The following is an 18,093-nucleotide window of genomic DNA, read 5'->3' as shown; positions in this document are numbered from 1 at the left end:
GTTTCCCATCAAACCCTGGATGACACCGATGCGCACCCTGCCCTGCGTCCTCTCCATTGCCGCCGCCGGCCTTCTGTCGGCCTGCGCCACGCCCGACCACCTGCCCGACGCCCAATACGTGCTCAACGAGCGCCAGACCCTGAACCTGCCACAGGTGCCGGTGGACTCGCGCCTGACCCTCACCTACGAGGGCGCCGACGACAGCCGCTGCCCGGACAATGCGCGCTGCATGTGGGCCGGCCAGCTGGCCTACCGCTTCACCCTGCGCACCAACAACGTGGCGCAGGGCTTCTGGCTGGTGCAGGGCAAACCCGGCTTTACCTCGCCGGGCCTGCGCGGCGCGCGCGTCGAACTCGATCCCTCGTTCGTGCCGCCGCCGCGCGGCATGGCCGAAGAGAAACCGGCGTCGTATCCGGTGGTCTTCAATATGTACGGCACCTGATGGCGCCGGGCCGCCTGCCGCAGGCCGCACTGGCGTGTGGCCTGGTCCTTGCTGTTTCGCTCCAGAGCGTTGCGGCTGCGCCGGTCGCGACCGGCACCGGCGGCGCGGTCGCCACGATCAGCCTCCAGGCTTCGCAGGCGGCGCTGGCCATCCTGAACGACGGCGGCAATGCGATCGACGCCGCGGTGGCCGCGGCCGCCACCCTGGGCGTCACCGATCCCTTCAGCTGCGGCATCGGCGGCGGCGGGTTCATGGTGATCTACCTGGCCAGGGACAAACGCGCGATCACCATCGACCACCGCGAGACCGCCCCTGCCAGCGTGGGCCCGCGACTGTTCCAGCACGACGGCAAGCCGCTCGACTTCGAGACGGCGGTGGCCAGCGGGGCGGCGGTCGGCGTGCCGGGCACCGTGCGCGGCTGGCACGAGGCGCTCGAGCGCTATGGCAGCATGCGCTTTTCCCAGGTGCTGGCGCCGGCGATCGCAGTGGCCGACAAGGGGTTTCGGGTCAACGCCAATTTCAGCCAGCTGGTGGGACAGAACGAAAAGAAATTCCGCCAGTTCGCGCCGACGAGCGAGCTATACCTGCACAAGGGCAAGGCCCTCCCCGAAGGCACGCTGCTGCGCAATCCCGGCATGGCGCGCGCCTACCGCGAGATCGCGCAAGGCGGCGTGAAGGCATTCTATGAAGGGCCGATCGCGCGCGCGATCGTCGACAGCGTCAACCGGCCGCCGGTCGCGAAAGGGTATGCCGTACGTCCCGGCGCGATGACGATGGCGGACCTTGCCAACTACGAGGCGCGCATCCGTCCCGCCCTGCGCAGCAGCTACCGCGGCTACGAGCTGGTTGGCATGCACCTGCCCAGCAGCGGCGGCCCGACGGTGGCGCATGCGCTCAACATCCTCGAAGGCTACGACCTGGCATCACTGCCGCGCGCCCAGGCTGAGCATCTCTATATCGAAGCCAGCCGCCTGGCATTCGCCGACCGCAATGCCTATCTGGCCGACCCCGAATACGTCGATGCGCCGCTCGCCGGCCTGCTCTCGAAAAAGTATGCAGCCGAGCGTCGCGCACTGATCGATCCGCAAAAGGCCGCGTCGGGCGCGGTGGCGGCGGGCGACCCCTACCGCTACCAGAGCGACCCCAGCATCCCCCTGCGCACCCAGCCGGCCGCCGCCATCAAGCTGGCGCCCGAGAGCGCGCACACCACCCACCTGACGGTGTCGGACAAGGACGGCAATGTGGTGGCGTACACCTTCACCATCGAATCCTGGGGCGGCAGCGGGATCGTGGTGCCGGGCTACGGCTTCCTGCTCAATAACGAACTGACCGACTTCGATTTCGACACCAGCGGCCCGCACCCGAACCTGCCCGAAGCCGGCAAGCGGCCACGCTCGAGCATGGCGCCCACCATCGCGCTCAAGGATGGCAAGCCTGCGTTCAGCATCGGCAGCCCGGGCGGCTCGACCATCATCACCACGGTGCTGCAGACCATCGTCAACCACGTCGACTTCGGCATGCCGATGGACCAGGCGCTCGATGCGCCGCGCATCAGCCAGCGCAATGCCTCGGAGACGTCGGTCGAGCCGGGCTTCGCGGGCAGCGACCAGGCGCGTGCATTGCAAGGCTTTGGCCAGCGCTGGGAAAGCCCGGCCGAGGAAATCGGCGCGGCCAACGCGCTGGTGTTCAACCCGGATGGCACCGTCACCGCCGTCAGCGAGGGCAAGCGCCACGGCGTCGGCACGGCGCTGGTGCAGCGCCGCGGGCACTAGGGAAGCACTGATTTATTCATGGCGGAGGTCTCGGCCACGAGAAAATGCGCCCAGCGGCGTTGCAAATCCTCGCGATACCACGCGGTATCGCTGCGGTTTGCGCCTTGTCGGGCACATTTTTCGTGACCGATACCAACCCGCCAGAATAAATCAGTGCTTCCCTAGCTGGCAGGCGGGTAATCGGTATAGCCGCGCTCGCCTCCCTGGTAATACGTCTCCGGGTCGGCCGACGCGGGCGGCACTCCTTGCCTGAAGCGCTCGACCAGATCGGGATTGGCGATATAGGGCGCGCCGAAGGACACGAGATCGGCATCCCCTGCATCGAGCAAAGCGCGCGCCGATTCCAGCGTCAAGCCGCCGTTGGCCATGATCGTGCCGTCGTAGAAGCGGCGGAAATAGCGGGCCGTTCCCTCTCCAAGCGCCGCGACCGGCGTGCCCCCCAGCTCGCCGGCAGGATGGTATAGCTGCAGGTAGGCGATCTTCAGCTGCGCTACCCGCGACACCAGGTATTCGTAGGTCGGCAGGGTTTGCGCCGTCGGCTGGAGCGCGCCGAGACCGACGCCTGGACTGAGCTTGAGACCGATGCGGCCCGCACTCCATTCACCGATCATCGCTTCGAGCACCTCGAGAGGAAAGCGCGCGAGGTTCTCGATACTGCCGCCGTAGCGGTCCTCGCGCAGGTTGAACCTGTCGTGCAGGAACTCCGGGATCAGGTAGCCGACGATACCGTGCAGCTCGACTCCGTCGAATCCCGCCTGGCGCGCCAGCCGCGTCGCCCGCGCATAGTCGCCGATCGTGCGCTCGATATCGCCGAGCGTCATGGCCTGCGGGATGGGCGAGGTCTTGAAACCGTCCGGCGTGAACACCGGTTGCTCGAGGCTGACGGCCGAAGGCGCCAGCGGCAGGCGCCCGCCGTGCAGGTCGGGATGCGAGGCCGCGCCGCAGTGGCCGAGCTGGACGAAGATCCGGCCGCCGGCGGCATGCACCGTGTCCGTCACGTGCTTCCAGCCGTCGGCCTGCCGTTCGGTGAACAGGCCTGGCACGTGGATCGCGCCGATCGCCTCTTCGCTCGGCCACGTTCCTTCGCTCAGGATCAGGCCGGCGGACGCGCGCTGGCGGTAGTACTCGGCCTGCAGCGCGACAGGAATATGCTCCGGGTTCTCGGTCCGGGCGCGGGACATCGACGCCATGACGATGCGGTTGGGAAGTTCGACTTCGCCGACCTTGATCGGTTGGAACAGGATATCGCTGGAATGCATTGCTTACTCCGGTGAGGATGTGAAAGGGCCAGGCGCTTCTTTCCTGGCGCCGGCATCGTATATTCCGGATGGTAGCCTCCATGATATGATTTACACCAGTACCCACTTTTTTGTAAGTGTAAAACCGGGAGACGTTCGGATGAAAGAAGCTGCCTTCAACTGCGGCATGGAAGCCGTGCTCGACCTGATCGCAGGCAAATGGAAACTCATGATCGTCTACCACCTGATGCATGGCGGTCAGCTGCGTTTCAGCGAATTGAGGCGGCTGGTCGGCAATGTCAGCGAGAAGATGCTGAGCCAACAGCTCAAGGAGATGGCGTGTGACGGCCTGGTTCAGCGCATCGACTTCCGCACGGTGCCACCCCATGTCGAATACGCGCTGACCGGGTTCGGCAAGAGCCTGGCAAGTACCCTGCAGCCGCTGTGCGCATGGGGCAGCGAGAACATGGAGGAGATCGGTGCGATCTCCTCCGCGCGTGCAATTCGCAGCGCCTAGCGCCCCCATGGGCGGCGTCAGATTCCGAGCCCCCTGCCACGTCGAGGAAGGCGACCTGCCCGCCTCGGCCCGGCCCGCCGCCCTGGCGGCCTATGTGATGGCGCTGCTGCACGGCATGGCGATCCAGGCCAAGGCCGGCTTCGAGCGCGAGATGCTCGATGCGGTGGTCGAGCAGGCGCTGTCGACCTGGCCCGGCGCGGGCTCCTAGCGCGCGACCAGTTCGCGCACCCGCTGCGCCATCGCGTCGATCGAGAACGGCTTGGTCAGCACCGACATGCCGGGCGCGAGCTGCCCGTGGTCGAGCAAGGCGGTTTCGGCATAGCCGGTGATGAACAGGACCTTCAGCAGGGGACGCTTGATGCGCGCCGCGTCCGCCATCTGGCGACCATTCATCATGCCCGGCAGGCCGACGTCCGAGACCACGAGGTCGATGCGCGCCTCCGATTGCAACAGCGCCAGGCCGCCGGCGCCGTCCTCGGCTTCCAGCACCGTGTAACCCAGCTCCTCGAGCACATCGACCACCAGCATGCGCACGCTCGGTTCGTCGTCCACCACCAGGATCGTCTCGCCCTGGCCGGCCGGCGGCGCGGCGTCGGCGGCCGGCGCCGCATCGCGCTCGTCGGCCTCACCGCGGTGGCGCGGCAGGAAAATGCTGACCGTGGTGCCCTGCCCCGGCTGCGAATCGATCGCCACCTGCCCGCCCGATTGCTTGGCGAAGCCATAGATCATCGACAGTCCCAACCCCGTGCCCTGGCCCAGCGGCTTGGTGGTGAAGAAGGGTTCGAAGGCCTTGGCCAGCACGCCAGGTGCCATGCCGGTGCCGCTGTCGGCGACCGACAGCACGAGATAGTCGCCGGGCGGCAGCTCGTGGCCGCGCGCGGCGTCGGCGTCGAGCACGCGGTTGGCGGTCGCGATCGCGATGCGGCCGCCTTCCGGCATGGCGTCGCGCGCATTGATGCACAGGTTCAGCAGCGCATTCTCGAGCTGCGACTGGTCGACCAGCGCCGTCCACGGCACGCCGCTGTAGTCCGGCTCGACCCGCACGCCGGGGCCCACCGTGCGCCGGATCATGTCCAGCAAGCCGTCGACCATGCTGTTGACGCACATGGCGCGCGGCGCCAGCGTCTGGCGCCGCGAGAATGCCAGCAGCCGGTGGGTGAGCGCCGCCGCACGCCTGGTCGCGCTTTGCGCCACCGCGACGTAGCGCTCGATCTCGTCCACGCGGCCCTGCTTGAAGCGCAGCTTGACCAGGTCCAGGCTGCCCGCGACGCCGGCCAGCAGGTTGTTGAAATCATGCGCGAGCCCGCCGGTAAGCTGGCCCACCGCTTCCATCTTCTGCGAATGGCGCAGCTGTTCTTGCGCCCGCTCCAGCTCAGCCTGGCGTTCGCGCTCGACGCTGATGTCGCGCGCCGAGCAGTACACCTTGCGCTCGTCCGGCACCGCCACCCACGACAGCCAGCGCCAGCCGCCGGCCCTGTGGCGGTAGCGGTTCTCGAAGCGCAGCGCGGGAATGCCGCCCTCCAGCGCGTCGCGCCAGACCGCCTCGGTGCGGGCGCGGTCGTCGGGGTGGATGAAGTCGAGGAAGGGCGTGCCGGCGACCTCTTCCTCGCTCCAGCCCAGAGCGGCCTGCCAGGCCGGGTTCGAACTCTCCATGAATCCGTCGGCATTGAGCACGCCCAGGATGTCGGGACTGAGCTGCCAGGTGCGCCCGCGCGCCAGCGCCTGGGCCAGCACCTTCTGTTCCAGCTGTTCGTTCAGCGCGCGCAGCTTGAGGATCGCCCCGTCGCGCTCGGCCTCCACCGCGCGCCGGCCCTCGACGTCGATCAGCACGCCCGGGAAGCGCAGGCCGGTGCCGTCCGGCGCCAGGTCAACCCGGCCATTGGCCTCGATCCAGTAATAACGGCCGTCGGCGCGCCGTACCCGATACTGGTGGGCATAGTGGCCGCCGCGTGCGATCACCGTGTTGATGGCCTGGGCCAGGCCGGCCTGGTCGTCGGGGTGTACCGTGGCGACGACCTGGGCCAGGGACAGGCCGGTGCGGCCGATGGCCGGGTCAAGGCCGAAGGCGCGCGCAAAGGCTTCGTCGACGGTGAAGCGGTCGGTCGGCAGGTGCCAGAACCAGGTGCCGATGATGGCGCCGGCCTCCAGCGCCAGCTGAACCCGCTCGGCATCGACGCGCGTCGCCGATTCGTGCTCGCGCAGCACGGCTTCATCGGCCGCCTGGCGCCGCTGCCTGAGCACGGCCTCGGTGGTTTCGATGCAGGTGCACAGCAGGCCGAGGATGCTGCCGGCGTCGTCGCGCACCGGACCGTAGGAATAGGTGAACCAGGTATGCTCGGCATAGCCCTTGCGCTGCATGACGAGCGGGATGTCGTTCATCTTGTGCGATTCGCCGCCCACCAGGGTGCGCTCGACCAGCGGCCCGAGCACGTCCCAGATTTCGTGCCAGACGGCCTGGAACGGCTGCCCCAGCGCGGCCGGATGCTTGTTGCACAGGATCTCGGCGTAGGCGTCGTTGTAGAGCAGGATCTGCTCCGGCCCCCAGACGATAAAGCCCGGAAAGGCCGAGTCGAGCACGATATTGATGCTGGTGCGCAGCGTGGCGGGCCAGGATGCGATCGGGCCCAGCGGCGAGGCGGCCCAGTCATGGCCGCGGATCGCCGCGGCCATGGCGGCGCCGGAAGCGGGAAACACTGCTGGATTACCCATGGATTCGATCGTGTGCCTGATGGGGTTCCAGGACGTGGTTGCGCGCATTCATGCGGCATTATTGCACGCCCTGCAACGCCACCGCGCCGCGATATCGGCGCCGCCGGACGATTTTTTTGCCGCGCACTCGACTACACTGGCAGGATGGCGCGCATGCGCAGTCCGGCGCGCCGACATCCCATAAGAACACCACGAAGGAGACGCGCGATGACCGATTTTATTACTCTGCTACCCACCCTCCTGATCGCGGCGCTGGCCCTGATCATGTTCGGCCTGGGCCTGTCCCTGACCGTCGGCGACTTCCGGCGCCTGCTCGGGCATCCGAAGGCGGTGGTGTTGGCGCTGGCGCTGCAGGCGCTGGCATTGCCGGCGCTATGCTACGGCCTGATCGTGCTGCTGGACGTGCCGCCCGTGTTCGCGATCGGCCTGATGCTGCTGGCTGCCTCGCCCGGGGGAGTATCGGCGAATCTGTTCAGCCACCTGTTCGGAGGCAATGTAGCGATGAATATCTCGCTCACCGCGATCAATACGCTGCTGTCGATCGTGACGCTCCCCCTGATCGCCAACTTCGCCATCGCCAGCTTTTCGCAGAGCGGCCAGGTGGTGCCGATGCAGACCGCCAAGGTGATGGAAGTCATCGGCATCGTGCTGGTGCCGGTGGCGATCGGGATGGCGGTCAAGCGCGTTGCGCCGGGTTTCGCGGCGCGCACCGACAAGCCGATGAAGATTTTCTCGATGACGGTGCTGGCGGCGCTGGCGCTGATCGCCTTCGCCAAGGAATGGGATGCGCTGACCGGCTCGTTCGCCACGGTCGGGCTGGCGGTGGTGCTGTTCAACGCGGCCAGCCTGGGCCTGGGCTACTACGTGCCGCGCATCGCCGGCCTCGACAAGCCGAACGCGGTGGCGATCGGCTATGAGATCGGGATCCATAACTCGACGCTGGCGATTTTCGTGGCGGTGTCGGTGCTGGGCGACTTCCAGCTGATGGTGCCGGCGGCGATCTATTCGATCAGCATGTATGTGCTGGCGACGGCGTTCGGGGTGCTGGTGCTGCGAAGGCACGGGGCCGGGGTGAAGGTGGTGGTGGCGTCGAGCTGAGCTGAGCTGATGTTGGAATCGTTAGCTCAAGCACGTCGTTCCCGCGCAGGCGGGAACCTAAGCTTGCTCGCTCAGTGCCTGCGTTTGAAGGCGCCGTCAGCGCGAAGGACTTGGGTTCCCGCCTCCGCGGGAACGACGAGCTTGGTTACGCGGGAACGACGTGCTTGGTTACGCGGGAACGACGGGTTTGCTTACGCGGCCAGGGCCATACGCTCGTGGCCCGCACGCGAGCGCAACGGCGCCTGCGCCTGGTTCGCCACGCCAGCCTGCGCATCGACCTTGAACACGCCCACCATCTGCTGCAGCGCATGCGCCTGGTCCTGCAGCGCGCCGGTGGCGGCGGCCGCCTCCTCGACCAGGGCGGCGTTCTGCTGGGTCGCCTGGTCCATATGGCTGACCGCTTCGTTGATCTGCTGGATGCCGGCGGTCTGCTCTTCGCCGGCGGCCAGGATCTCGGCCATGATGTCGCTGACGCGGGTCACGCTGGCAACGATCTCGTCCATGGTGGTGCCGGCGCTGTCGACCAGGGCGGTGCCCGCCTCGACGTTGCGGACCGAGGTACTGATCAGTTCCTTGATTTCCTTGGCCGCCGCCGCCGAGCGCTGCGCCAGGTTGCGCACTTCGCCGGCCACGACCGCGAAACCGCGGCCCTGCTCGCCTGCGCGGGCCGCTTCGACGGCCGCGTTCAGCGCCAGGATATTGGTCTGGAAGGCGATGCCGTCGATGGTCGAGATGATGTCGACGATGCGCTTGGACGAGGTGTCGATGGCGCCCATGGTCTGCACCACTTCCGACACCAGCTGGCCGCCGCGCAGCGCGACTTCGGACGCCGAACGCGCCACGTTATTGGCCTGGCGCACATTGTCCGCATTGTGCTGGACGGTGGTGGTCAATTCCTCGAGCGAAGAAGCGGTTTCTTCCAGGCCGCTGGCCTGGGCCTCGGTACGGCTTGATAAGTTCATATTGCCGGCCGCGATCTCGCTGCTGGCGCTGGCGATCGACATGCTGCTGTCGCGCACGCTGCGCACGGTGGTGGCCAGCTGCTGCTGCATGGTGGCCAGGCCCTTGAGCAGTGCGCCCATTTCGTCGTCACGGTCGACCACGACGCGGGTGGACAGGTCGCCATGGGCCATCGCGTCGAAGTGGCCGAGCGCATGGTCGAGCGGACGCATGATGGCGCGCAGCAGCAGCCACGACGACACCGCCGCCAGCAGCACGCCGAGCGCCACGCTGGCGCCCGAAACCCACATCAGCATGTCGAACAGGCGGCCGCTCTCGTCGTAACCATGCTTGGCGGTGCTCAGCTGGTAATCGTCCAGCGCGACCGATGCCTTGTCGAAGGTGCCGTACAAGGCCGTCATTTCCTTCATCGACAGCGCCTCGATGCGCTCGACGTTCATCTGCTCGAGGGCGGTGGCCAGCGCCAGCATGCCGTCGTTGATGTAGCGGTTGCGTTCGACCTCCAGGGTCTTGGCCAGTTCCGCTTCCTCGCCGTCGCGCGGCAGGGCCAGGTAGCGCTGCCACTCCTTGTTCGAATCGTCGATGAAGCCCTTGGCGCGGCTCAGGGTCTTGCCGACATCGGCCGCATCCGGATGAAACACGGCGCGGTCCAGGCCGAAGCGGGCGCGGTTCAGGAAGTTCTTGGAATTATTGATCGCGATGCTCGACGCCAGCTGGTTCGAATACACCTGCTCGAGCGTGCCGTGGTCTTCACGCATGCCGTAGATGCCGAGCAGGCCGACGGCGGTGATGAGGAAGCCGAGCATGGCCATCGTGGCGATGAGGCGGATTCGCAGTGTCAGTTTGAAAAGCATGGTTGCCTTGGAGATGAAAGTTTTTCGACAGGAGAAACCTTAGCGCCAGACCGACTATTTTTCAGCAAAAACCGAAGTTAAGTATCAAAAATGCAGGTTTTCGGTTGTTGCTCCGCAACAATAAGAACGGTCGATCTGTCCATTTCCATAACTAAGTTAATGAACGAATCATCGCGCTTGATCAAATGCGGTCTTCCCGTCAATCCAGCCTTCCGGCAGGAAAAGCGAACGGCGCACGGAGCATCGCGCGGTAGTTGCGCGACACCAGGAGCGCCGTTAGCACGACGGCAAGACCGGCGCCGGTCGGCAAAACCGGCAATATCGCGAGGCGCGCAACGGGGATGGCGAGCAGCAGGCAGGCGCCGCTGATTGCCAGCGCAAGCAGCCATTGCAACACCGAATTGCTGATTGGGCGGCGGGCATGATCGCGCAGGGGCAGGACCAGGACCGGCAGGGCCAGGCAGCACACGCTCGCCGTCGCCACTAAGCCGTCTGCGTCGGCGCCGGACAAGGCGCTGTGCAGGAAAGCCGCGCTTGCAGCAATTGCCCATACCACCAGGCAGCTGCGCAGCAGCGTCGACGCCAGCAGGCGGTTGAAACGCGGCGCGGTGGCGGGCATGGCCGGCGCCAGCCTGAGCAAGGGCTGGCCGGCGGGCTTGTCCGACATGCCGGCCAAGAGCATCGCATGCAGCTGAAACAGGACCAGCGGCATCAGGCTCCACATCCAGCCCGTCTTCTCGACCCACGCGCCAGCCGCGGGATCCCTACTCATATGGACCAGGCCCATCAGCGCCAGTCCGAGCAGGCCCACGGCGCCGATGGCGAGCACGATGCCGCCCGCTTGCAGGCCGGGCCCGGCACCATGCAGCAGCATGCCGCCCAGGTCGCGCCGGCTGGCCGCCCGGCGTAACGACCGGGTCTGCCACCAGCGCATGAACCGTCCACCCTCGTAATTGCCGAACGTGTGCTTGCTGCGCCACAGACCCGGTTTCGACAGCAGGCGCCAATGCCGGTCTCCGCCCTGCGGGAGGATCGCGCGCATTGTCGCCAGGCCCGGCAGCACCAGCACAGCCGCGACCAGCGGCAAAAAGGCCGCATGCGCCATCATGGCGCGTACCGTTTCCGGCACGAAGGAAGGCAGGCCCATCAGTGGCCAGATTGCGATCATGACCACGGCGCCTGCGCTGCTTCCGGTTGCCGCCAATCCCATGCCGAGCGACGCCACCATGAACCACACCACGGGCAGGGAAATAGTGGACGCGCTTCCGGCATTGGCTGCCGCGATGCCGACTATGCACAACAGCCAGACCGCCGTGCCCAGCTCCAGCAGGCGCGCACGCATGCCGGGAGTCAGCTGGGCATTGGCGGGCGTATTGAGCTTGAAGGCGCCGGGCAGATAGCCCCAGGCCAGGGTCAGCAGGGCCGCACCGAACAGCATATTGCAGCCCCACCTCAGTGCGGTCGCCGCATCATGGGCGTCCATTGCGAACACCACGGCCGCCAGCGCCGCGGCCGGCGTCAGCCACAGGGCTATACGATGGGCATACGGATGCACCTGCGCCAGCGCCGCCCGCCACAGCAGTCCATACAATGCCAGGCGCGCGCTCACCGGGTCACCTCGATGAACAGGTCTTCCAGGTTCGACGGCACGCGCACACCAGCCGGCACGTGACCGGCGGCGCCATCGAGCAGGTCGTCCAGGTCGCCTTCGAGCGCGATGCGCCCGTCCTTCAGGAAGGCAACATCCAGCGCCACCCGCTCCAGGTCGGTGAGGATATGGGTCGAGAACACCACCGTGGTGCCGCGCTCGATGACGCCGTCGATCAGCTCGGTGAGAAAATCGCGTCGGCCGGCCGGGTCCAGCGCCGACACCGGTTCGTCCAGCACCAGCAGCTCGGGATCATGGGCCAGCGCGCGGACGATCGACAGGCGCTGCTGCTCGCCGCCCGACAAACTCCGGATCGGCTTGTTGCGCAGCGCGATATCGATGCCCCAGCGATCCAGCAAGCCTTCCACCTTGGCGTCATTCCAGCGCGGATACAGCGCCTTGAAGTAGTCCAGCATCTGCAGCGGCGTCATCCAGTCGAAAAGGTCGGATTTCTGCGGCACGTAGCCGATGCGCGCGCGGGTCGCGTCCGACAGCGCGTCGGGCGATTCGCCGAACAGCGCGATGCTGCCACCGTCGATCTCGCGCAGCCCCAGCAGGCACTCCATCAGGGTCGACTTGCCGGCGCCATTGCGTCCCAGCAGGCCGATCACCTGTCCCTGCCCGACTTCCCAGTCGAGGCCATCGAGGACGGGCTTGCTGTCGAAGCGCTTGGCGACGCCGCGCATCAGGATCGGGGATGCAGTCATGCTGATTCCTTCAGGATTTGGGTAAACAGGGTAAGGATGGCGTCGGGATCGAGCTCGAGCTCGCGCGCCTCGCGCGCGGCGCGCTCCAGGGTCGGCCGCAGCAGCGCCAGGCGCTCGCCGGCGTCGCTGACGCTGCGCGGGCGATCCGCGACCACCATGCCGACACCACGCCGACGCTCGAGCACGCCTTCCAGCTCGAGCAGCCCGTAGGCTTTCGAGACGGTCATCGGGTTGACCGCGAGCTGCAACGCGGTCTCGCGCACCGAGGGCAGCGCATCGCCCGGCGCCAGCTGGCCGCCGGCCGCCATGCGGCGCACCTGATCGACCAGTTGCCGGTAGATCGGCTCGGTCGATCCGGGGACGATCGAGAACAGTTGGGGAGAATGGCTGGTCATTGCGTATTTGTGTATTAGTCGGTTAATACACTAGACTTGGATTACGACCTTGTCAACCTCGACCGCGATTTCATGCACGGTGGGTGCGTGCTGCCGTCCGCGAAAACCAGGGACGAAAAAAAACCGGAGCCTCGGCTCCGGTCTTCGTCCATTCAACGCTACCGATTACAGATGCACGGTAATCTGCGGCATCAGATCGTCGAAGGTACGGCCATTGCCGTTCTCGCCGATCGCATGCATCTTCCACTCGCCGCCATGGCGGTACAGCTTGGCCATGATCTGGGCCGAGTGCGAGCCGGTCACCGACAGGTTGAAGCGCGCCACCTCTTGCTGGTTCGCTGCATTGATCAGGCGGCAGTAGGCGTTCTCGACGGTCGAGAAATTCTGGCCGGTGAAGCTGTTCACCGTGAACACCAGTGCCTTGACGTTCGTCGGCACGGCGCTCAGGTCGACGCTGATCTGCTCGTCGTCGCCATCGCCGGCGCCGGTGCGGTTGTCGCCCGTGTGGACGATGCTGCCGTCACGGCTCTTGAGCTGGCGGAACCAGACCGTATCGATCGCATTGTTCGATTCATCGAACATCACCACCGAGGCGTCCAGGTCGACGGCTTCGGACTTGCCGCCGCCGAAGCCGAAGAAGCCCTTCGACTTGATCGCATCCCAGCCGAGACCCATCGTGACGCGGGAGAGTCCACCGCCGCCTTCCTTGTCCAGGGAAATCTTCTGTCCCTTTTGCAGATTGACTGACATTGTTTTAGCTCCTTATTTTGCGGGCGCCTGCATCCAGGCTTTGAATGCGGTGCGGTTACGCGAACAGACATAGACCTTGCCACGACCCGAGAAGCGCAGGACCATGCCCTCGCCGCTGGTCTGGCTGTTGATCAGGTTACCCAGGAAGCCGCCGCTGGTGCCGGTCGTGATCGAGATCTCGTAGCGCAGGGTGCTGTCCCAGCACACCACGTGCGAGTTGTCGATGATCGCGTCCTTGCCCGGTTCGACGTCGAGGCTCGACATGGAACCGAAGCCCGACACCACCACCTGGCCCTGGCCGCCCGTCTCGGTGACGAAGAAGCCGCCGCTCTGCGCGAACAGGGCATTGCCCAGGCTCTGCGTGCGCACCTTCAACTCCACACCCGAGGTGGCGGCGACAAAGGCGCCATCGCTGATGATGTAGTTGTTCGGACCGACGTCGACCACCTGCATCGCGCCCGGCAGGGTCGGCGACAGCAGGCAGTCGCCACCGCCGCGGGTCGCTTCGATGTGCTGCTGGAAGAACGACTCGCCGTTGGCGAAGGTGCGCATCAACGCGCTACCGAGTCCACCCTTCATCTTGCCCTTGAGATCGAGGGTCGATTCCATCATCACCATCGCGTCGGATTCGCAATAGATGGTCTCGCCCTGTTTCATCGACACATGCAGGAAGGGATCGACGTCCCCGGTCACGGTAAATACTGGCATTTGGCTCCCTTTCATGAGGCGGTCCCCAACGGACCGCCCCTACATTACCTTAAACGTTCACGCCGTAGTTACGGGCGAGTGGCCCCAGGCCGCCGTTGAAGCCCTGGCCGATGGCGCGGAACTTCCAGTCGGCGCCGTTGCGGTAGATCTCGCCGAAGATCATCGCCGCTTCGGTCGAGCTGTCTTCCGACAGGTCGTAGCGGGCGACTTCCTGGTTGTTGGCGTTGTTGACGCAGCGGATGAAGGCCTTGCCGACCATGCCGAAGTTCTGGCGGCGCGCTTCGGCGTCGTGGATGGTCACGCCCAGCACGACCTTGTCGATGTCGGCCGGCACCTTGGCCAGGTCGATGGTGACGAATTCGTCGTCGCCTTCGCCGGCGCCGGTGGTGTTGTCGCCCGAGTGGACGATCGAGCCGTCGGCCGATTTCAGGTTGTTATAGAAGATGAAGTCGCTGTCCGACCGCACCTTGCCGGACGTGTTCAGCAGGAACACGGCGCCGTCGAGGTCGAAGGCTGCGCCATCGGTGGCGCGAGTGTCCCAGCCGAGGCCGACTTTCAGCGAAGTCAGGCCCGGAGCTTCTTTCGACAGGTTGACGTTACCGCCTTTTTGCAGACTGATTGCCATGATGAAAATCTCCTAATGAATGAACACCGGTTGCAAACGCAGCGAGCTGGTGTTCTGCCGCTCGCCGCGGATCCTGCACCGCTCCCGGCGGGAGCGGCTATTCATCACACGCCGCTTTCCAGCGCCGCGTGCTTTTTCTTGTACTGCAGCGAACTCCACAGCGACGCCAGGATGAAGGCCACGCCGACGCCGCCGGTGATCAGCTCTGGCACGTGCCACTTCATGCTCGCCAGCATGATCACGGCCAGGATGCCGATCGCGTAGTGCGCGCCATGCTCCAGGTAGACGTATTCGTCCAGCGTGCCCTTGCGCACCAGGAACACGGTCATCGAACGCACGAACATCGCGCCGATCGCCAGGCCCAGCATGATGATCACGACGTCGCTGGTGATCGCGAAGGCGCCGATCACGCCGTCGAACGAAAACGAGGCATCCAGCACTTCGAGGTACAGGAAGCCGCCGATACCGCCCTTCTTGACCGCGTCGCCGACGCTGCCGCCGTCAGACTCGCTCTTTTCCAGCATGCTGCTGAGCATATCGACACCCACATAGACCAGGATGCCCCACATGCCTGCGATCAGGACCACCATCTTCTGCGCTTCGTCAACATAGGTCATGCTGAACAGCAGCGCGGCGATCGCGATCATCACGGCGATCGAGGACACCTTGCCCAGCGCGCCAATCTTTTGCTCGAAGTTGCCCAGCCAGTGGGTTTCCTTCTCGTCGTCGAGCATGAAGTTCAGGAACACCAGCAGCAGGAACATGCCGCCGAAGGCCGCTACTTCAGCGTGGTGGTTGGTCAGGTGGGTCGAGAACGCCTTCGGATCGGACAGCGCCAGGTTCCACACTTCCATCGCGCCAAGATCCGCGGCCACGGCCACGATCACCAGCGGGAACACCAGGCGCATGCCGAACACGGCGATGATGATGCCGACGCCCAGGAACAGCTTGATCCAGAACTCGTCCCAGCCCTTGAGCACCGAGGCATTGACCACGGCGTTGTCGAAGGACAGAGAGACTTCCATCACCGACAGGATGGCGGCCACGCCCAGCGCGGTGATCGCGCCGGCCATGCCGCCATGCTCGTAGCCCCACCAGGCGGCCAGTGTCAGGCAGACTGCGGTCACGATGAACGACCAGGTAAAGTACTTCATTAGTTTTTCCCTCTTATAAGTTGTGTGCCAATGGTGTCGGCCGATGCATTGTAGCCGCTGGCAATATATTGAAAAAGCGAAGATAATCGAAAGATTACTTCCGAAAAACAGAAGATATGAATCACTCGCCACCCAATTTCCGCCACCTTTATTACTTCTGGGTGGTTGCCAAGGAAGGCAGCATCACGCGCGCCGCCGAGCGCCTTGGCTTGGCGATCCAGACTGTCAGTACACAGCTTACCTTGCTTGAGCAGGCTTTTGGCAAGGCATTGTTCACCCAGCAAGGCCGGCGCCTGAACCTGACCGAGGCCGGCCGCCTGGCGCTGTCCTATGCCGACCAGATCTTCCTGCTGGGAGAGCAGATGCAGGAAGCGCTGGACGCCTCGGACAGCGCCCGCATCCGGCTTGCGGTGGGCATCTCGGATTCGCTGCCCAAGTTCACCGCCTACCGCCTGCTCGAGGTGACGACCCAGCTCGCCACGCCAGTGCGCCTGGTCTGCCATGAAGACGAATACGAGGCCCTGCTGGGCGACCTGGCCCTGCACAAGCTGGACGTGGTGCTGACCGACCGCGCGGTGCCGACCGGGACCACCCTGCGCGTGTTCAGCCACCTGCTGTCCGAGAACGAGATGTTCGTGGTCGGCGCCCCGGCCCTGGCCAGGAACTACCGCAAGGATTTTCCGGCCTCGCTGCACGGCGCACCGATCCTGCTCCCGACCCGCAACAATGCCCTGCGCGGCAAGATCGACGACTGGTTCGAGCGCCACGCGATCCGGCCCGACGTGGTCGGCGAGTTCGAAGACAACGCCCTGCTCAACACCTTCGGCCGGCGCGGGCTCGGCCTGTTCTTCACCCCGGCGGCGCCGGTGGCCGATATCAAGATCCAGCTCGGCGCCGAGCTGGTGGGCCGGGTGCCCGAGGTGCGCGAGCACTTCTATGCGATCTCGAACGAACGCAAGATCAAGCATCCGGCGGTCGAGGCCATCCTGGCCGCCGTGCACAGGGAAGCGCTGGGAGGGCAGTAAGAACCTATCCCGGTAGGTTCTAAGGGGAGTAAAGACGAACCAGGTTGTACAATGCCCTTTGGCTTTGCCTTTTGTTAATACAAAACCAGTATGGAAAACATCTTATTCCTCGTTCTCGCCTTCTTCCTGGTGGCGCTGAACGGCTTCTTCGTGGCGGCCGAGTTCAGTATCGTCACGCTGCGCAAGACCCGCGTGCGCGCGATCGCCAAGACCACGGGCCTGCGCGGACGCATCCTGACCAAGGTCCACGGCCAGCTCGACGCCTACCTGTCGGCCTGCCAGCTCGGCATCACCCTGGCCTCGCTGGGCTTGGGCTGGGTCGGCGAACCGGCCTTTGCCAGCCTGCTCGAGCCGGTGTTCGCCTTCCTCGGCGTGACCTCCGAAGAACTGATCCACGGCGTGTCCTTCGTCGTCGCCTTCTCGGTGATCTCGTTCCTGCACATCGTGGTCGGCGAGCTGGCGCCCAAGTCGCTGGCGATCCGGCTGCCGGAATCGGTGGCCCTGTGGTGCGCCATGCCGCTGTACGCTTTCTACTGGGCGATGTACCCGGCGATCTACGTCCTGAACGCCAGCGCCAACACCGTGCTGCGCATGGCCGGCCTGGCCGGCGCCGGTGGCCACGACACCCATTACTCGCTCGACGAGCTCAAGCTCATCCTGCGCACCAATACCAACACCACCACGCCGGGCGAGAAGATCACCCAGGACGACCGCAACATCCTGGCCCAGTCGCTCGACTTCAGCACCTTGCAGGTGTCCGAGCTGATGCGGCCGATCAACGAGGTCAGCGCCCTGTACGCCAGCCGCTCGCTGGAAGAGAACCTGGAAACCGTGCGCCGCAACCGCTTTTCGCGCTACCCGTATTTCGATGAAGAAGGCGAGGAGGTGCTGGGCATCATCCACCTGAAGGACCTGTATTTCGCGCTGCAGGCGGGCCGCCCGGTCACCGACCTGACGCAGTTCCTGCGTCCGGTCGAGTCGATCTCGGCACGCACCCCGGCCCAGGACATCTTCCGGCGCTTCCGCGGCGGCGCGCCGCACTTCGCCCTGATCGGCGAAAAAGGCAAGCGTCCGGTCGGCTTCGTCACCCTGGACAATCTGCTGGGGGCGATGGTGGGCGAAATCCGAGACGAGTTCCGGATGAACGAAAACGACTGGCTCAAGCAGACCGACGGTACCTATATCGGCAAGGCCAGCCTGCCGATCTTCTCGCTCGAACGCCTGCTTGGCATCGACATCGACAACGAGCAGATGGGACTGGAAGACGTGGAATCGGTCGGCGGCCTGCTGATGGAAAAACTGGGCGACATCCCCAAGCAGGGCCAGCGCATCGAATTCCCGCATTTCGACGTGGTGGTCAGGAAAATGAACGGGCCACGCATCTTGCTGGTCAAAGTCATACCGCAATTGACCCGCACAAATGAGAACGACGAGCGCGACTGAGGCGTTAACACCCTTTTTCACCCTGACCGCATGCCGCTTTTGCTGACT

18 protein-coding genes are annotated in these 18,093 nt (G+C 65.4%); 8 read left to right on the top strand and 10 right to left on the bottom strand.

Going from position 1 to position 18,093, the window contains the following annotated elements:
* Positions 1-28 precede the first annotated feature (28 nt).
* The gene (locus tag SOM61_RS03650; RefSeq protein WP_320472833.1) at positions 29-442 is read left to right on the top strand and encodes a hypothetical protein; all 414 of its coding nucleotides are present in this window, start codon (positions 29-31) and stop codon (positions 440-442) included.
* On the top strand, positions 442-2,214 hold the full coding sequence (gene ggt, locus SOM61_RS03645) for a gamma-glutamyltransferase (protein ID WP_320472832.1): 1,773 nt from the start codon (positions 442-444) through the stop codon (positions 2,212-2,214). Before SOM61_RS03650 ends, ggt begins: the two co-directional genes overlap by 1 nt.
* A gap of 161 nt (positions 2,215-2,375) precedes the next feature.
* Here the strand turns inward: ggt and SOM61_RS03640 are convergent, their stop codons facing one another.
* Positions 2,376-3,473, bottom strand: coding sequence for an alkene reductase (locus SOM61_RS03640; protein ID WP_320472831.1), 1,098 nt, complete (start codon positions 3,471-3,473; stop codon positions 2,376-2,378).
* Positions 3,474-3,612: 139 nt separating this feature from the next.
* On the opposite strand from SOM61_RS03640, the gene SOM61_RS03635 reads away from it, so the two are divergent.
* Both SOM61_RS03635 and SOM61_RS03630 read left to right on the top strand, forming a co-directional pair.
* Positions 3,613-3,969 (top strand): winged helix-turn-helix transcriptional regulator, encoded by a 357-nt coding sequence (locus SOM61_RS03635; protein ID WP_320472830.1) that lies wholly within the window; start codon positions 3,613-3,615, stop codon positions 3,967-3,969.
* 7 nt (positions 3,970-3,976) lie between these two features.
* Positions 3,977-4,177, top strand: a complete 201-nt coding sequence (locus SOM61_RS03630) for a hypothetical protein (protein ID WP_320472829.1) — start codon at positions 3,977-3,979, stop codon at positions 4,175-4,177.
* On the opposite strand, the gene SOM61_RS03625 is transcribed toward SOM61_RS03630, so the two are convergent.
* Entirely contained in the window at positions 4,174-6,678 is a 2,505-nt protein-coding gene (locus SOM61_RS03625) for a PAS domain-containing protein (RefSeq protein WP_320472828.1), read from the bottom strand. The two genes, SOM61_RS03630 and SOM61_RS03625, sit on opposite strands and share 4 nt — an antisense overlap.
* Between SOM61_RS03625 and SOM61_RS03620 the strand changes: the two genes are divergently transcribed.
* Together SOM61_RS03620 and SOM61_RS03615 are read left to right on the top strand one after the other, a co-directional pair.
* Positions 6,677-6,862 carry a hypothetical protein gene (locus tag SOM61_RS03620; protein WP_320472827.1) on the top strand — a complete coding sequence of 62 codons (186 nt, stop codon included), beginning with the start codon at positions 6,677-6,679 and terminating at the stop codon, positions 6,860-6,862. The genes SOM61_RS03625 and SOM61_RS03620 overlap by 2 nt on opposite strands.
* A 23-nt stretch (positions 6,863-6,885) precedes the next feature.
* Positions 6,886-7,776 (top strand): bile acid:sodium symporter family protein, encoded by an 891-nt coding sequence (locus tag SOM61_RS03615; RefSeq protein WP_320472826.1) that lies wholly within the window; start codon positions 6,886-6,888, stop codon positions 7,774-7,776.
* Between the two features lie 191 nt (positions 7,777-7,967).
* On the opposite strand, the gene SOM61_RS03610 is transcribed toward SOM61_RS03615, so the two are convergent.
* From SOM61_RS03610 to SOM61_RS03575, 8 genes are all read right to left on the bottom strand, one after another.
* Complete coding sequence (locus SOM61_RS03610) at positions 7,968-9,590, bottom strand: methyl-accepting chemotaxis protein (protein ID WP_320472825.1); 1,623 nt, start codon at positions 9,588-9,590, stop codon at positions 7,968-7,970.
* Positions 9,591-9,789: 199 nt separating this feature from the next.
* Positions 9,790-11,199: a hypothetical protein gene (locus tag SOM61_RS03605; protein ID WP_320472824.1), complete on the bottom strand. Its 1,410-nt coding sequence runs from the start codon at positions 11,197-11,199 to the stop codon at positions 9,790-9,792.
* Positions 11,196-11,945: an ABC transporter ATP-binding protein gene (locus SOM61_RS03600; protein ID WP_320472823.1), complete on the bottom strand. Its 750-nt coding sequence runs from the start codon at positions 11,943-11,945 to the stop codon at positions 11,196-11,198. Before SOM61_RS03600 ends, SOM61_RS03605 begins: the two co-directional genes overlap by 4 nt.
* Positions 11,942-12,340 carry a GntR family transcriptional regulator gene (locus SOM61_RS03595; protein ID WP_320472822.1) on the bottom strand — a complete coding sequence of 133 codons (399 nt, stop codon included), beginning with the start codon at positions 12,338-12,340 and terminating at the stop codon, positions 11,942-11,944. Before SOM61_RS03595 ends, SOM61_RS03600 begins: the two co-directional genes overlap by 4 nt.
* A gap of 165 nt (positions 12,341-12,505) precedes the next feature.
* The gene (locus SOM61_RS03590; RefSeq protein WP_320472821.1) at positions 12,506-13,090 is read right to left on the bottom strand and encodes a TerD family protein; all 585 of its coding nucleotides are present in this window, start codon (positions 13,088-13,090) and stop codon (positions 12,506-12,508) included.
* A gap of 12 nt (positions 13,091-13,102) precedes the next feature.
* Positions 13,103-13,798 (bottom strand): TIGR00266 family protein, encoded by a 696-nt coding sequence (locus tag SOM61_RS03585; RefSeq protein ID WP_320472820.1) that lies wholly within the window; start codon positions 13,796-13,798, stop codon positions 13,103-13,105.
* A 49-nt stretch (positions 13,799-13,847) separates the two neighbouring features.
* A complete protein-coding gene (locus SOM61_RS03580; RefSeq protein WP_320472819.1) occupies positions 13,848-14,423 on the bottom strand; it encodes a TerD family protein in 576 nt (191 codons plus the stop codon).
* A gap of 104 nt (positions 14,424-14,527) precedes the next feature.
* Positions 14,528-15,577 carry a DUF475 domain-containing protein gene (locus SOM61_RS03575; RefSeq protein WP_147933686.1) on the bottom strand — a complete coding sequence of 350 codons (1,050 nt, stop codon included), beginning with the start codon at positions 15,575-15,577 and terminating at the stop codon, positions 14,528-14,530.
* Between the two features lie 116 nt (positions 15,578-15,693).
* Here SOM61_RS03575 and nhaR point away from each other — a divergent pair, with 116 nt between their 5' ends.
* Together nhaR and SOM61_RS03565 are read left to right on the top strand one after the other, a co-directional pair.
* On the top strand, positions 15,694-16,602 hold the full coding sequence (gene nhaR, locus SOM61_RS03570; protein WP_320472818.1) for a transcriptional activator NhaR: 909 nt from the start codon (positions 15,694-15,696) through the stop codon (positions 16,600-16,602).
* Positions 16,603-16,692: 90 nt separating this feature from the next.
* Complete coding sequence (locus tag SOM61_RS03565; RefSeq protein WP_320472817.1) at positions 16,693-18,045, top strand: hemolysin family protein; 1,353 nt, start codon at positions 16,693-16,695, stop codon at positions 18,043-18,045.
* The last annotated feature ends 48 nt before the right edge of the window (positions 18,046-18,093 follow it).

This window comes from Massilia sp. CFBP9012, from assembly GCF_034045115.1.
GTDB lineage: Bacteria > Pseudomonadota > Gammaproteobacteria > Burkholderiales > Burkholderiaceae_D > Telluria.
The sequence above is the reverse complement of the archived record's forward strand: the minus strand, read 5'-3'. Positions and strand labels throughout refer to the sequence as shown.